At 73.0% G+C, this 15603-nt stretch carries 10 protein-coding genes; 3 read left to right on the forward strand and 7 right to left on the reverse strand.

Features of this window, described 5'->3' with window-relative positions; translation table 11 throughout:
* Positions 1 to 460 precede the first annotated feature (460 nt).
* Positions 461 to 4453, forward strand: coding sequence for a hypothetical protein (locus Ani05nite_RS16340; RefSeq protein WP_203769227.1), 3993 nt, complete (start codon positions 461 to 463; stop codon positions 4451 to 4453).
* A gap of 92 nt (positions 4454 to 4545) precedes the next feature.
* On the opposite strand, the gene rplI is transcribed toward Ani05nite_RS16340, so the two are convergent.
* The 5 genes from rplI to Ani05nite_RS16365 all read right to left on the reverse strand — a co-directional run bounded on the left by rplI (position 4546) and on the right by Ani05nite_RS16365 (position 7494).
* The gene (rplI, locus tag Ani05nite_RS16345) at positions 4546 to 4995 is read right to left on the reverse strand and encodes a 50S ribosomal protein L9 (protein ID WP_203769228.1); all 450 of its coding nucleotides are present in this window, start codon (positions 4993 to 4995) and stop codon (positions 4546 to 4548) included.
* Between the two features lie 14 nt (positions 4996 to 5009).
* Positions 5010 to 5249 (reverse strand): 30S ribosomal protein S18, encoded by a 240-nt coding sequence (gene rpsR / locus Ani05nite_RS16350; protein ID WP_007073789.1) that lies wholly within the window; start codon positions 5247 to 5249, stop codon positions 5010 to 5012.
* A 35-nt stretch (positions 5250 to 5284) separates the two neighbouring features.
* A complete protein-coding gene (locus tag Ani05nite_RS16355) occupies positions 5285 to 5845 on the reverse strand; it encodes a single-stranded DNA-binding protein (protein ID WP_203769230.1) in 561 nt (186 codons plus the stop codon).
* A 67-nt stretch (positions 5846 to 5912) separates the two neighbouring features.
* Complete coding sequence (gene rpsF, locus Ani05nite_RS16360) at positions 5913 to 6203, reverse strand: 30S ribosomal protein S6 (RefSeq protein WP_023563150.1); 291 nt, start codon at positions 6201 to 6203, stop codon at positions 5913 to 5915.
* A gap of 289 nt (positions 6204 to 6492) precedes the next feature.
* Entirely contained in the window at positions 6493 to 7494 is a 1002-nt protein-coding gene (locus Ani05nite_RS16365; protein ID WP_203769232.1) for a hypothetical protein, read from the reverse strand.
* A 148-nt stretch (positions 7495 to 7642) separates the two neighbouring features.
* Here Ani05nite_RS16365 and Ani05nite_RS16370 point away from each other — a divergent pair, with 148 nt between their 5' ends.
* Positions 7643 to 8419 (forward strand): deoxyribonuclease IV, encoded by a 777-nt coding sequence (locus Ani05nite_RS16370; RefSeq protein ID WP_203769234.1) that lies wholly within the window; start codon positions 7643 to 7645, stop codon positions 8417 to 8419.
* A gap of 56 nt (positions 8420 to 8475) precedes the next feature.
* Positions 8476 to 11139 carry a hypothetical protein gene (locus Ani05nite_RS41080; RefSeq protein WP_239130059.1) on the forward strand — a complete coding sequence of 888 codons (2664 nt, stop codon included), beginning with the start codon at positions 8476 to 8478 and terminating at the stop codon, positions 11137 to 11139.
* 15 nt (positions 11140 to 11154) lie between these two features.
* Here Ani05nite_RS41080 and Ani05nite_RS16380 read toward each other — a convergent pair whose 3' ends face one another.
* Together Ani05nite_RS16380 and Ani05nite_RS16385 are read right to left on the reverse strand one after the other, a co-directional pair.
* Complete coding sequence (locus Ani05nite_RS16380; protein ID WP_203769236.1) at positions 11155 to 12672, reverse strand: glycosyltransferase family 87 protein; 1518 nt, start codon at positions 12670 to 12672, stop codon at positions 11155 to 11157.
* Between the two features lie 125 nt (positions 12673 to 12797).
* A complete protein-coding gene (locus tag Ani05nite_RS16385; RefSeq protein WP_203769238.1) occupies positions 12798 to 15278 on the reverse strand; it encodes a transglycosylase domain-containing protein in 2481 nt (826 codons plus the stop codon).
* Positions 15279 to 15603 lie beyond the last annotated feature (325 nt).

A 15603-nucleotide genomic window follows, 5' to 3' on the forward strand; every position in this document is an offset into this window, starting at 1 on the left:
ATTCCGGCCCGGCCCTCGGGGAGGACATGATCCGGCGCCGGTAACCATACGAACCCGCACGTCATCGACCCAAGCAGGCCGGTGGACGAGCCTCGGGACAACCTGTGGACAACCCGGCCCGTCCTGTGCGCGGCCCTGTGCACAGCCTGTGCACAACGCCTGGGGATTCAGCCGGATGTCCCCTTCTGAGCAGCACTTTTGTCGTCCCCACCGTGTGGAGAGATAAAAAGACGCCTTCGTGAGCAAGCTGTCGTCCTCAGACATTGCAGATCGGACGCGGGCACGTCACGCTTTTCTCGTGGACCAACGGGAGTGGGACTACGGCGCCCGCCTGCCGCGCGAAAGGAGCGCGTCGGACTCCTGGACACCCACAAAGCGCCCGGAAGATCCCGATTCGTCCGCTATCGCCGAGCCCGGCGCCACCGTGTGGGGCACCGGCTCGCCGGCCGATACCGGCAGCATGCAGCCCATTCCGGAGGCCGTGGCCTGGTCGCTGCGCGCCGACGCCTGGGCGCAGAACCCGGAGACACCGGGTGAGTCCGCCGGCACGGTGAGTCGCTGGTCGGACGTCGCGGCCACGGGACGCCCCGCGGTGCCGGCCGAGGGCGTGGGCTGGCGCACCCAGACCTCCGAGTGGCGGTCCACCGCCGAGAGTGCCCGCTGGCGCCAGACCACCGAGTGGCGTTCCGCCTCGGGCACCCACGGCTGGCGGCAGACCACCGAGGCCTGGCAGAGCGGCGACGCGGAGAGCGTCATCCCGCCGCAGGCCGAGGCCCCGACCAGGCTCCCGGCCATCTCCGGCACCGCCTGGCCGACCCCCGCCGACGATCAGCCCGGCACGACCCCGAGCTGGCAGCCGCCCGACGCGGCCCCCGGCCGGCCGCCGGCCGACGCGACCCCGGCCTGGCAGCGGCCCGACGCAACTCCTGGCTGGCAGCCGCCCGACGCGACCCCGTCATGGCAGCAGCCCGGCGAGACCCGGCACAGTCAGCCGGGAGCCACCCCGCCGTGGGAGCCGGCGCGCGGCGACGAGCGGCCGGCGTGGCAGCAGTTCACCTCGGCCGGCGCCACCCCGCCCTGGCCGCCCGCCGACGCGCCGCCACCCCGCCAGCCCGACGCCCGGCCGTCGTGGGACAGCCGGCCCAGCTGGCAGGCCTTCACCGAGACGAGCCGGCCGGCGGCCGAGCCCTCGTGGCGGGAGCCCGGGGAGAGCCGGCCGACGCCGCCACCGAGCGCGCCCACGTCGTACGCCGGTAGTTGGTCGGCCCCGATCGACGACGGCCGCCACCTCGTCCGCGAGGACGACCGCGCCGCCTGGCGCGAGTCGGCCGCGGGCCAGGCCCGGCCGGCCGACGGGCCGCCGGTGGGGCGCCGCCGGGCGCCCGACGCCGGATCCCGCACCAGCGGGGGTACGGGCTGGACGGTGCGTTCCGACGCCGACAACTGGGCCGGGCACACCGACACCGGCAGCATCCCCGCGTTCCCGGACCCCGCGACCACCGACGAGCCGGCCTGGCGCCGCGCCGCCACCGAGCCGCCGGCGACGGACGGCTGGCGTACGAGCACCACCACGAACAGCTGGCAGAGCAGCCCGCCGGTGACCGACAGCTGGCGCAGCGGCGACCAGTCCCGCACCGATCAGCCCCGCACGGACAGCTGGCGCACACCGCCGGCGGCCGACGGCTGGCGCAGTGGCGACGAGGCCCGGGCCGACGGCTGGCGCGACACCGGCTCCTGGCGTCGTGATCCGGAGCCCGGACCGCCGGTCGACCCGTGGGCCCAGAGCGCCGCCGAGACCGGGGTCATCCCGCTGCCGCTGCAGCCCCGCGATTCCGGCGCCGGCGGCTGGTCGGGCCGCACCGACACCGGCAGCTGGCAGCAGGGCACCGACACCGGGAGCTGGCAGCGCGACGGCACCGCCACCGGCCGCCGGAGCCGCGGCGACACGGGTTCCTGGCAGCGCGAATCCGAGAACGGCTCCCGGGCCGACTCCGGTTCCTGGCAGCGCGCGGTGGAGAGCGGCCGCACCGACACCGGCTCCTGGCAGCGCGAGACCGAGGTCGGCGGCCGGTCGGGCCGCATCGAGCCCTCCTCCTGGCAGCGCGACCAGGGCAACGGGCGCACCGACACCGGCTCCTGGCGTCAAGGCCCGGACGCCGGCCGCAGCGACACCGGCTCCTGGCAGCGCGGGTCGGAGAACGGGCGCACCGACACGGGATCGTGGCAGCGCGGCCCGGACACCGGCCGCACCGACACCGGCTCCTGGCAGCAGGGCGTCGAGGGCGGTCGAGGCGCGGACACCGGATCGCGCCGACGCGAGATCGAGCCCCCGGCGTCCCGCAGCGCGGCGCCGCCCCGCGGGGGAGAGATCGAGCGCTGGTCCGGCCCCCGGCCCGGCCCCGAGCCGCGCACCGGCGCACCGGGCCGCGGCGGAGAAGCGTTCCCGGCACGCGGACAAGCCTTCCCGGCACCGGGCCGCGGAGAAGCCTTCCCGGCACCGGGCTACGCCGGAGAAGCCATTCCGGGCCGTGGCGGGGAAGCGGACCGTGGCGAGGAAGACTTCCGGGAGCCGCGCCGCGGCCGCCCGCCCCGCGCCCTCGAGCCCGGCCCGGCCCCGCGCCGCGGCCAGGAGGCCTTCCGCGAGCCGGCCTCCGAAGCCTGGCGTGGCGCGGAGCCACCGCGCGACTTCGAAGCGCCCCGCGGCCCGCGCCGGGCCCGGCGCGAGGCCGACCTGCCGCGCGGGCCCGAAACCCGGCGCGGCCCGGAGAGTGGCCAGCGCAGCGGCGGTATCCCGCGCGGTCTCGAGGGACAGCGCGGCCCGGCGCGGCCGGAGTTCGACCGCGGGCCGGACACGCCGCGGGACTACGCCGACCGCGGCCGGCGCCGCGAGCGGGACACCAGCTGGCAGCAGGAGCTCGCGTCCGGCGCCTGGCACCGGGACCCCGAGTCGGATGTGTGGCTGCGCGACAGCGACACCGGCCAGTGGCACCGGCAGGAGCCCGAGGACGAAGACGACGAGGATGATGACCGAGGCCCGCGCCGAGGTCCCCGCAACGACGACCGTGGCAACGGCGGCGGTCGGCGCGCCATCGAGAGCCGCGACGCGGTTGCGCGCCGCGAACGGGACGAGCCGGCGCGGGTCCGCAGCGAGCCGGCCGACCCGGACGGCAGCGGTCGCCGCCGTGCCACCGAAACCCGGCCGGCGCGCCTCCAGCTGACGGCGAGCGCGGAGCCGCCGCTCGATCCCGAGATCTGGCGCCGCGACGGCGAGGCCCCGACGCGCCCGATCGCCCCGAAGTCCCGGCCGCGCGCGGCCGACATGCCCGTGTCGGCGCAGCCCGCGTCGTGGCGTGAGGGTGATCAGCCCGACGGGTGGGAGCGCGACGAGAGCACGCCGATGTCGGCGCCGCCCGCCCAGCGCCGGCGGGCCGCGGTCGACCCGGACGAGGCGTACGACAGCGATCCGGACGAATTGGCGTCCCCGATGTCGGCGCCGCCGGATCACCGTCCCCGCGGCAGTGCGTCCGTGGCCGGGCCCGACTCGTGGCGGCGCGAGGGCGGTACGGCCGCCCGTCCGGTGTCGGGTACGGCGGCCGCGCCGGTGTCGTCCCAGCCGGGGGCCTGGCGGGCCGAGTCCCAGGCCGCCGCCCGCACCGACGCCTGGCGCAACCAGTTGCGCGCCGAGCAGGGCGAACCTCCGGTGGCCGACGACGCGGCGACCGAGATCCGCCCGCGGGTCGAGCCGGGCGCCTGGCGTGAGGCCGGGGCCGACGACACCGGCCGCGGCTCGGCGACCTACCGGGAGGGCAACACCGGGGACTGGCGGCGCGAGCTCAGCGCCGGCAGCGAGCTGGCCGACGGCGAGTCGCGGCGGATCAGCACCTCAGACTTCGTGCCGTTCCGGCCGCCGTCCAGGAACGGCGCGTCCGCGTCCGTGAAGGTGCCGGCGGCCAATTCGGCGGCCGAGGGCGCCACGGAGGTCATCGCGCGTACCGGCGCGCGCTGGCAGGATCCGCCGGACACCCAGTGGCCGCCGCGCGGGGTGATGACCTCGTCCGCCGGCACCTACGAGCGGCGCCCGGTCAGCACGCTGCCGTCGCCGTCCGCCCGGCAGAACGACCTGCTCGAACCCGACGAGGAGCTCGAGGAGGACACCGGCGGTCCGCTCGCGGCCGTGGGTTACACGGTCGTCTGGTACGGCGTGCCGGTCGTCCTCTTCGTGCTCTACATGCTCGTGCTCAACGGTCCCCAGCAGGCGCATGCCCTCGACACCCTGGCCGGCGCCGCGCCGCAGTTCGGCCTGTCCCTGGTGCTGAGCATGCTGGTCGCGGTGGGCCTGCGCTGGGCGAGCGGTTCCTGGAAGGCGGCGAGCGTGGGCCTCGCCGCCGCGGTGATGGGCGGCGGGCTGGCGACCGTGCTGACCTCCGCCATCACCGGCCAATCCCTCAGCTGACGAGCAAATCACCGCCGGCCCCGCGGCCGCGGAGGCGGGAACGACAAAGCGCGCCGGACCCCGAAGGGCCGGCGCGCTCTGGGTGAGCCGTGTTACTTGGCGGCGACGACGTTCACGGGGAACGACGCGGTCACCTCGGGGTGCAGCTTGACCTGGACCTGGTAGGCGCCCGTGGTCTTGATCGGCGACGCCAGCTCGAGGCGGCGCCGGTCCAGCGCGGGACCGCCGGCGGTCTTCACCGCGTCGACGATCTCGGCCGGGGTGATCGAGCCGAACAGGCGGCCGCCGGTGCCGGAGCGCGCCGTCAGCGTGACCTTCAGGCCCTCGAGCTGGCCCTTGACCTCGTTGGCCTGGCCCAGGTCGCGGATCTCGCGGGCGTCGCGCGCCCGCTTGATGACCGTGACCTGCTTCTCGGCGCCCTTGCTCCACTGGATGGCGAAGCCCTGCGGCAGCAGGTAGTTGCGGCCGTAGCCGTTCTTGACCTCGATGATGTCGCCGGGGGTGCCGAGGCCCGACACCTCCTGCGTGAGGATGATCTTCATATCGGTGCCTCCCCTCAGCGCGCCGTGGCCGTGTACGGCAGGAGCGCCATCTCGCGGGCGTTCTTGACCGCGCGGGCGATCTGCCGCTGCTGCTGCGAGGTCACGCCGGTGACCCGCCGAGCGCGGATCTTGCCGCGGTCGGAGATGAACTTGCGCAGCAGCGCGGTGTCCTTGTAGTCGATGTAGGTGATCCCGTCCTTGTCGAGCGGGTTCACCTTCTTCTTCGGCTTGCGAAGTGCCGCAGCCTTAGCCATAGCTCTTGACTCCTGAAATCATGACCCGTACGGGCTTAGAAAGGTGGCTCGTCGTCGAACGAGGAGTTGCTGCCGCCACCGCCGCCGGCGGGACGGGAGCTGGAAGCCGGGGCCGCCGTGGCCCAGGGGTCGTCGAAGTTGTTGCCGCCTCCGCCGCCGCTGGACTGCCGGTTGCCACCACCAGCGCCGCCGCCGGAGGCGCCGAAGCCGCCCCCACCGCCGCCGCCGGACCGGGACATCTTCTGCACCTTCGCCGTGGCGTAGCGCAGAGACGGGCCGATCTCGTCGACCTCGAGCTCATAGACGGTGCGCTTCTCGCCCTCGCGGGTCTCGTACGACCGCTGGCGCAGCCGGCCCTGCACGATCACCCGAGCGCCACGCTGCAGCGACTCGGCGACGTGCTCGGCGGCGTCACGCCAGACGTTGCACGCGAGGAAGAGTGGCTCGCCGTCTTTCCATTCGCCCGACTGCCGGTCCATCGTCCGCGGCGTCGAAGCGATGCGGAACTTGGCGACTGCCGCCCCCGAGGGGGTGAAGCGCAGCTCAGGGTCGTCGGTCAAGTTGCCGACGACCGTGATGGTGGTTTCTCCTGCCATGATCTTCTCCTCGCCGCTTCATGCGTTCTGCAAGGAGGCTCCCAGAGCCCCCTGACAAAAACGAACGTCAGCGGGTCTCGGGCCGGATGACCTTGGTACGCAGGATCGACTCGTTCAGGCGGAGCTGACGGTCCAGCTCAGCCACGGCCTCCGGCGTCGCCTGCAGGTCGACGACAGCGTAGATGCCCTCGGCCTTCTTGTTGATCTCGAACGAGAGCCGGCGACGGCCCCACACGTCGAGCTTCTCCACCGAGCCGCCCGCGGTGCGGATCACGTTCAGGTACGTGTCGAGCGACGGTGCAACGGTGCGCTCCTCGAGACTGGGGTCGAGGATCACCATGAGTTCGTAATGACGCAAGACGTTCTCACCTCCTGTGGGCTGAACGGCCACGGTCTCTCCGTGGCAGGAGGTCTTGTGTCGCCCGCAACAGAAAACCGTGGGCGGCGCCCACGGCTGACCCATTGCGAACCGAGCCAGCATACCCGCGCGGAGCCGGGTACCCAAAAAGGGCCCCGTCCACGGACGGAGCCCTTCGAGGTGGAAGCCGCGGGGCGCCCGGTCCGCATTCGCTGGGTGGGACCTGGGGAGGAACGACCACACCGATGAGGTTGGAACGGCCGCCCCGCGGAGCTTTCTGGGAGGTAGTCTACGCCACGCTTGCCCGAGATGCACGTTCCGACACAAATGCCCGAATGATGGCCAAAGCAACGCCCAGCACGCTCACCATCGCGATCACCGCGAGCAACCCGATCGGCTGCGACTCGGGCAGCGGCCGCAGCGCCGCGACCGGCTCCGCCGCGACCGTGCCCGGGGCCGGATCAGCCGGGAGGGCCGGGGCGGCCACCGGCGGCGACGAGGGCAGATCAAGGGCGGGTACGCCGGGAGACAGCGTCTTGTCGTCACCGGGTGGCATGCCCGAGAACGCCGGGACGGGCGCTCCCGCCGTAGCCCTGACCGGTCCGGTCCGGAGCCGTGGCACCGCACCGCCCTGCGGCATGGCCTGGGCCGCCGTGGCCACGGAGTGGGCTGCGCCCCGGTTGGTGTGCGCCTTCCCCGGCCGGGCCTTGGTGGGCCGCCCGGCCGCCGTGGCCGGCGGGCGCTGCGGCCGCGTCGGCGGCGCGACGGAGTCGGGCAGCGCGGAGCCGCTGTCCGCCGGCGCGTCCGGAGTGCCCGGCCCGCTGGTCGCCACCGGCGGCGCGGCCGGGTTCGACGCGGTGTCGACCGGGACGGGGATCGGATCGGGCTGTTCGGTCGGCGCCGGGGAGGTCGTGACCAGCACCGGCGTCGTCTGATCGGTGACCGCGCAGCTGGGATCGAGGGTCACCGCCGTCGTGCCGCGCCGGAAGACCACCTCGGTCGAGCCGTCGTTGGCGATCGCGCCCCTGGACTCGCCGTTCAGCAGCAGCCGGGCGCCCCGCCCGGTGCGGTTGACCAGCCGCACCCGGCCTTCCGTGGGCACGGTCAGGGTTTCGACGGACGGGGTGGACCCGCAGGAGAGGCCCAGCACCCCGCCGCCCGCGAAGACCACCTGGCGGCCGCCGCCCTCGACCTGCTCGGCGTTGGCCGTGCCGGTCGTGAGCAGCGCGGCGCCGAGCAGAAGCCCACCCAGCACCGTCGCCGTCACACGGTTTCGGACTTGCCGCGACATGCGCTCTCCCAGCTCACACCGGTTCGCACCGGTACGTAGGTATGTGTGATCCGCTCGATTAACGAAGCGCCGACGAGCCCGGTGACGCGCAACGTCGCCACATGACGACGGGCGGTGATCGTCGTACCCGCGTCGTAGGCTCGGACCCATGCGCATCGGAGCCCATGTCGATCCCGCCGAACCCCTCGACGCGGCCGCCGCCCGCGGCGCCGACGCCGTCCAGTTCTTCCTGGCCGATCCCCAGGGCTGGAAGTCCCCGGCGGAGCGTCCGGACGCGGCCGCCCTCAAGGCGTCCGACGTGGACGTCTACATCCACGCCCCCTACGTGATCAATGTGGCCACATTGAACAACCGCATCCGCATCCCGAGCCGCAAGCTGCTGCTCACCCACGCCCGCGCGGCGGCCGCAGTGGGCGCGCGCGGCCTGATCGTGCACGGCGGGCACGTCAACGCCGGCGACGACATCGCGGTCGGATTCGACAATTGGCGCAAAACCTTCGCGTACGCGGAGAAGGAGGGCGGCCTGCCGCTGCCGATCCTGATCGAGAACACCGCGGGCGGCGACCACGCCATGGCCCGCCGCTTCGACAACCTGGCCCGCCTGTGGGACGCGGTGGGCGAGTTCGGGGCCGGTTTCTGCCTGGACACGTGCCACGCGCACGCCGGCGGCGAGGAGCTGCTCGACATCGTCGACCGGGTCAAGGCGATCACCGGCCGCATCGACCTGATCCACGCCAACGACTCGAAGGACGGCTTCGACTCGGGCCGTGACCGGCACGACAACCTCGGTAATGGCAAGATCGATCCGGACCTGGTGGTGGCGGCGATCCGCGCCGCCGGCGCACCGGCGATCGTCGAGACGCCCGGAGGCGTCGAGGGCCAGTCCGCCGACATCGCGCTGCTGCGCGAGCGGGCATCCGGCTGAGGCGGACGTCCGGCTGAGGCAGGGGTACGGCTGAGGCAGGGGTACGAGGGAGCAGCATGACGACCGAGCAGCCGCCGCCGGCCGGCGCCGACTCCACCGCGGCCGCGCCCGCACCGGGGACGGCAGCCGACCCGGGTTCGGGCCGCACCGTCGCCTCCAACCTCCCGGCCGCCCCGGACAACCCAGCCGCCACGAACAACCCCGCCACCACGAACAACCCCGCCGCCGACGGACCCCCGGGTGCCGTGGGCGGCCGTCCACCCAAGCCGGTGCGCCGATGGGCCGGCCTGCGACGCGGACGGGCCACCAAGACCGACCCCGGCGCGCCCGGCGCCCTCCGCCCGGCGGTCCCACCGGGCGCGGACCCGTCGCCACCGCCCGACCGGTCCACGAAGGACTCCCCGACCAGTTCCCCGCGCCTTCCGGGCGCAGCCGCTCCCGGCTCGACGGCGGACGCCGAAGCCGCCTTCCCGACCAACGGCTCAACAGCCGACCCACCCACCGCCCACGGTCGGGGAAAAACCCCGGTCCCACCGACCGACCCCGGCCGAGGGACAACCCCGGTCCCACCAACCGACCCCGGCCGAGGGAAGACCTCGACCCCACCACCCGGCCCAGGCCAAGGAACAACCCCGGCGGCCGCGGCCGCCCCCGCTCAGCCGGCCGCGACATCCCCAACCGCCCCGGCCCAAGGTCCGACCACCGCGACATCGACCACGGCCACCACCCCGGAACAAACCCCGACCGCAGCAGCGTCAACCGCCCCGGGCGAGACCCCAGCCGCCGGCCCCACGACCAAGACCGCGCCCACCGCCTCCCCCAAAGGCGACGGCAACGGCAACGGCGACGGCAAAGACGCTCCGAAGGCCGACCAGGAAGCACCCCCCGCCGGCAAGCCCACCCGCCGCCGCAAACCCAAGCTCCCGTCGACCCGGCCACCCGGCGCCCCGCCCGACCCGTGGACCGCCTTCGCCGAGACCTCCGACCGGGCCCCCGGCCGCATCCGCCGGGCCGCCCGCGCCGCCGGGCGCGCCCTCATCCACGAGTACGCCCTGGTCACCTACGGCTCCCTGCTGCTCGCCGTCCTGCTGACCTGGCCCGCCCTGCGCTACCCGATGCACACGTTCCCGCAGGACATCTGGGATCCGTCCCGGCAGGCGTGGCAGATCTCCTGGGCCGGACACATCCTGATCACCGACCCCGCCCGGCTCTGGCAGTCGAACGCCTTCTTCCCGGAGCCGTACAGCTTCGCGTTCGGTGACAGCCTGCTCGGCTATGCGCCCGCCGGCATGCTCGGCAGCGGCCCGCTCGCCGCCGTCCTGCGCTACAACATCCTCTTCGTGCTCGCCCACGCCCTGCTCGCCATCGGCGGCTACGCCCTGATCCGCCAGCTGGGCGCCGGGCGCACCGGCGCGCTGGTCGGTGCGGTCGCGTTCGCGTACGCGCCGTGGCGGCTGGCCCAGGAGGGGCACCTCGACATCATCTCCGCCGGCGGCATCCCGCTCGCCCTGGCCATGCTCGCCCGCGGCCACGGCTGGTCCATGCGGTACGGCTTCCGCCCCGGCCGCCGCCACGCCGGCTGGGCCGCCGTGGGCTGGCTCGTCGCCACCTGGCAGCTCAGCCTCGGTTTCTCGCTCGGCCTGCCGTTCGCCTACGTGCTCGGCGCGCTGAGCGTGATCGTCGGCCTGGCGGTGCTGGTGCGCCGGTTGCGCCGCCGGTCGACGGGGCCCGTGCTCGGTTGGCGGCTGCTGGTCACCGATCTGCTGGGCGGGCTGATCTTCGCCGGGGTCGGGTCGCTGATCGCGCTGCCGTACCTGCGGGTGCCGGACACCGCGCCCGCCGGCACCGAGATCGGGTTCTTCTCGGCCCCGCTGCGGGGCCTGCTGATCGGCCCGGCCGAGTCGCGGATCTGGGGCGCTCCGCACGCCGTGCCGCGGCAGTCGCTGAGCTGGCCCGCCGAGATGGCCCTGCTGCCCGGCTTCGTGCTGTACGCCCTCGCGCTGGTCGGCCTGGTGTTCTCGGTCTGGCGGATGTGGCACCGGCTGCTGCTGCTGGTCGCCGTCGTGGTCAGCGTGATCCTCACCCTCGGCACCACGTTCTTCACCGGCCGCTGGACCTACCTGCCGCTCTTCGGCCACCTGCCCTCGTCCTTCGGGGTGCGGATCCCCGGCCGGCTGATGCTGTGGGTGACGTTGCTGCTGGCCGTCCTGGCCGCCGGCGCGGTGGCCGAGTTCGTCCGCCGGGCCGAGCATCTGGCCGCGCACCGGATGCCGCCGTGGCCCGGCCCGTGGCTGCGCCTGGCCACGCTCGTGCCGCTGCTGCTGGTGCTGGTCGAGACCTGGAGCGCGACCGCCCACCCGGTCGTGCCGGCGCAGCCGGCCGCGATGCGGACCCTGACCGGCCCGATGCTGGTGCTGCCGAGCACCGCGCTCACCGACCAGACCGTCATGCTCTGGTCCACGTCCCGGTTCCAGGACCTGGCCAACGGCAGCGGCGGGTTCGCCCCGCAGCGTCAGTCGGAGATGCGCCGGGCGGTGGCGTCGTTCCCGGACGTGGCGAGCATCGAGTACCTGCGCCAGCGCCGGGTCGGCACGGTCCTGCTGCTGCGGGCCCAGGTGGTCGGCACGCCGTGGGAGCGCTCGGGCGACGTGCCGGTGGAGACGCTGGGCATCCGCCGCGAGGACCTCGACGACAATTCCGTGGTCTTCTACCTGAACTGATCCCGGGCGGGGCGCTCAGCCGACCGGCGTCGGCGGGGGCGCCTCGCTCACGACCTCCGCCGTCGCCGGCCGCGGTGCGACGCGCAGCCGCCGGCGCAGCCCGTCGACCCAGCCCGCGTCGGGCGCCTCGTCGAGGACGCCGCCGTCGGGATCGTCGCGGTAGGTCCGCCGGACCACGTCCAGCTCCGGCCGCCAGATCTCCCGGATCACCAGCCCGCACAGGATCCCCACGGTGATCAGCCGCAGGCTCGAGGCGAGCACGAAGGTGCCCTCGGGGATGACCGGCTTGCCGCCCGCGCCGAGCAGTTCCGCGTAGAACGCCGTGAAGTAGCCGATCTCCGCGACCGACCAGGCGAGGATCGCCCCCCAGCGGGGCCGGGCGAGCACGATCAGCGGGAGCAGCCAGAGCACGTACTGCTGGGACCAGACCTTGCTGAAGATCAGGAAGACAGCCACCACCAGGAACGCCAGCTGGGCGAGCCGGGGCCGGCGGGGGGCGAGCAGCGCCAGCGCGGCGATGCCCAGGCAGGCGAGCGCGGTCAGCGCGTACGAGATGTTGTTGAGCACCGGGATGTGGTCGCTGAGCCACTGGAACGGGCCCTGGTCACCGGCGACCCCGGTGTTCCACTTGGAGTCCACGTAGCGGCCGACGTACCAGGAGGTGCCCCAGTCGATCGGGCGTTCCCGGTTGAGTTCGAGGAAGCGGCTCCAGCTGTCGCGGTAGAGCACGGCGACCGGGACGTTGACGACGAGCCAGGCGACCACGGCCGCGGCGGTCGCCGTCCAGAACTGGGGCATGCGCTTGGCCCGCAGGCCCAGCACGAACAGCGGCCCGAGGATGAACAGCGGCCACAGTTTGGCGGCGCCGCCCAGGCCGAGCAGCAGGCCGGCGACCAGTGGCCAGCGTCTGGCCCAGGCGTACAGGCCGAACACCGCCAGGGCGATGGCCAGGAAGTCCCAGTTGACCGTCGCGGTGACCAGCACGATCGGCGACAGGGCGAAGATCGCCGCGTCCCAGGGCCGGCGGCGGCGCAGCGCGAGGATCATCGCCAGCGACGCGACGGCCAGGGCGGACAGCACCAGCGCGTTGGCGTTGTAGAACCACTTGCCCTGGTTGATCTCCGGGTACTTCTGGCCGAGGGCGTGCACCGGCAGCCCGAGCGCGCCCATGAAGTAGCCGGTCACCACCGGATACTCGACGGGGTGGTCCCGGTACGGGACCTTGCCCTCGTTGAGCCCTTCGGCGTAGTACAGCGCCAGCACGTCGGTGTAGCAGAACCGGGTGTACTGGACGTTCTTCTGCCAGTCGCCGTCCTGGCAGGGCGACTTCTGCACCCAGCTCAGCGCCAGCGTCAGGCAGAGCAGCGCCAGGATGATCCGCGGTGCGGTCCAGAACCGGTCGCGGCGGGCATCCGGGCGCACGGCGTGTTCACCGAGCGGTCCGCCGATCGCCTGGGACAGCCCCCGGATGAAGCCGTCCGATTCCGCGGGCAGGTCGGGCCGGTCGATCTCCGGGGACGATGGCGCGCTCATGCTTTGGCATCATGCCGCATCCGCCGTACGGGCAGGAGACGCCCTGCGGCACAGTCCGGCCACAAGGCCGCAAAAGCGAAGTGGCGCCCACTCCGCGGAGGGGCGCCACTTCGGATGGCGCTACGTCAGTTGGGGGTGTCGACGTTTCCGTCGGTCTGGCCCCCGCCACCACCGTTGATGTCGTTGCCGTTGTCCCCGCCGGGCACCGCGGGCAACGTGATGCCGGGTGTCCCGTTGCCACCGTTGTTGCCGCCGTTGCCGTTGTTACCACCGTTGCCGTTCCCGCCGTTGCCGTTGTTCTGGCACTGCTGCGGGAAGATCTGGCAGATCGGGTTGTTCTGCGGCGGAGTGACGACGGGCGGGGGCGGCGGCTCCTCGCCGTTGCCCTTCTTGTTCGGGTCGACGAACGCGGTCGTGTTCGGCAGGAACGGCTTGTTCTCCGCCTTGATCGCATCGGAGGCCGAGTCCAGGAACATCTTCCAGATCTTGCCCGGGGTCGAGCCGCCGTTCATGGGCTTGGTGCCGTACTTGTAGATCGGCAACAGGTCCATCTGGTTGGTCTTCTTGTTCTGCTTCTCGCGGCCGATCCAGACGGAGGCGACTATCTCCCGGGTGCCGCCGACCATCCACGCGTCACCGTTGTCGCCGTCCTTGCCGCCCTTGCCGGTGAACTCCCACGTGCCGGTCTTGCCGATGGCCTTGCGGCCGCCGTCCAGGCTGATGCCGTTGATGCCGGGGATCTTCTGCATCACGTTCTGGGCCGCGGCGGCCACGTCGGCGCTGAACGCCCGCTGCGGCTTGATCTTCTCGCCGGTGTTCTTGACCGCGACGAACTTGCCCGTCTTGGGGTCCCGCTGCGACACCGAGCGGACGAAGTGGGCCTTGATGTACATGCCGTCGTTGGCGATCGTGGCCACGCCGTTGGCGTGGTCGAGCGCGGTGACCGCGTACTGGCCGAAGCCGACCTCGCGGCCGTAGCCCTTCGACTTGAGCTCGTCCTCGCTCAGCTTGTTGAGGTCGTAGCGGGCCGTGGTCTCCGGGTCGCCGATCAGCTGGATGCCCGCCTTGTGGGCCATCTCGATGACCTTCTCCGGGCCGAGCTTGTCCGCCAGCCAGTAGAACGTGAAGTTGTAGGACTGCTCCACGGACACCTCGAGCGTGCACGCCCGCGGGGTCGGGCACTTCAGGCTGCCGCCCTCACGGCCGGAGTTGCTGATCTTGCCGCCGCCGTTGACCTTCTTCAGCTCGGAGTTCCAGATGGTGTCCATGCCGTAGCCGTCGCTGAGGGCCGCCAGCAGGGTGTAGATCTTGAACGTCGAGCCCGGGGGCCGGCCGCCGCCGACGAACGTCTTGCCGTCGTCCTTGTAGTTCGGTCCCGCGTAGTCCCAGCTGGCCGCGTCCGGGCCGCCGTAGTAGGCGAGCACCCGGCCGTTGGTCGGGTTGATCGCGACCAGGGCCGACTTGTACGTCGAGTCCATGTCGTTCAGCGGCGACTTCTTGCTCTTGCCGTTCGCCGCCTTCTCGGCCAGCGACTGCACCTCGGGGTTGATCGTGGTCCTGATCTGCAGGCCGCCCTGGTTGAGCTCGGCGTCGCTGATGTCCATGTCGCGCAGCTCGCGCTTCACGTACTTGACGATCTTGGCGCTCGGCTTGTTGTTGCCGCAGGTCGTGGAGCACTTGTCCGCGTCCCACCTGATCCAGGTCTTGGGGTACGCGGTCGGCGGGCTGATGCCCGCGGGCACTCCCGCCTCCGCCATGCCGGAGGGCAGCGCGAGCTCGGCCATGTTGCCGACCGTGTAGCGCCAGCGGTCCAGGGCGTCGGTCGGGTTGTTCTGCGGGTCGTAACCCTTGTGGGTGGCCGTCGGCTCGGGCTGCTTGATGACCGCGGCGAGGATCGCGGCCTCGCCGGCCGTGATCGCGCCCTTGGTGCCCACCGGGGTCAGCGCCGAGCGGTTGGTTCCGAAGTACGCCTTGACGGCCGCCTCGACGCCGTACGCGCCGCGACCGAAGTACACGGAGTTGAGATAGCGCCCGAGGATCTGGTCCTTGGAGTACACGTCCTCCATCTTGCGGGCGATGACCGCCTCACGGAGCTTGACGTTGTACGTGATCTCTTTGCGCTTGGTGGCGTACTTGGCGTACTGCTGGGTGATCGTGGAGGCGCCCTGCACCTCGCCGCCGGTGAAGTTGTTCCAGGCGGCGCGCGCGATGCCCTTCATGTCGATGCCGTTGTGCTTGTAGAAGCCCTTGTCCTCGGCCGAGACCACCGCGAGCTTGATCAGCGGGTTGATGCTGCCGTCCGGGACGATCGAGCGGTTGAACTGACCCAGCGAGGCGAGCACCGTCTTGTTGTCGCTGGCGAGCAGCTGGGTGGTCTGCGCCTCGGCGGTGGGCTCCTCGAAGTCGACGCTGTCGAAGAAGTAGGTGCCGCCGACCACGCCGGCGCCGAGCAGGATGACCAGCACTGCCGCCGCGGCGGTGAGGATGTTGGTCCGCCGGCGGCGCTTGGAGGCCTTGGTGAGGATCTTGTCGGCGCCGCCCCGCTTGCCGGACCCGGAGCCGTCGGGCCCGCCCGGGACGCCGGCCGCCGGGGACACCGGTCGCACGGCTGCCCGCGCCACGGCGCCGCGGCCGCCGTACGCGCCGGCCGCAGCCGGGGGAGCGCCCACGGATGCCCGGCCGCCGACGCGGGCAGAGCCCACCGGTCCCGTGCCGGCTCCGACGGAAGCACGACCACCGACCGGGGCCGCCCCGACAGAGGCGGCGCCACGCGGCACCGAACCACTGACGCTCGCGCGGCCACCCGCCGGACGCCGGTAGGCGTCGGGCGCGGGACGTTCCTCGTAGCCGGACGGGTCGTCGTCAGGCGTGGATGCAGCGGACGGCCCGGGCACTCGGGCCCGGGCACGCGCAGACTGCGGATCGCCGTAC

It is taken from the genome of Actinoplanes nipponensis (genome assembly GCF_016862275.1).
In the GTDB taxonomy this organism is placed as follows: domain Bacteria; phylum Actinomycetota; class Actinomycetes; order Mycobacteriales; family Micromonosporaceae; genus Actinoplanes; species Actinoplanes nipponensis.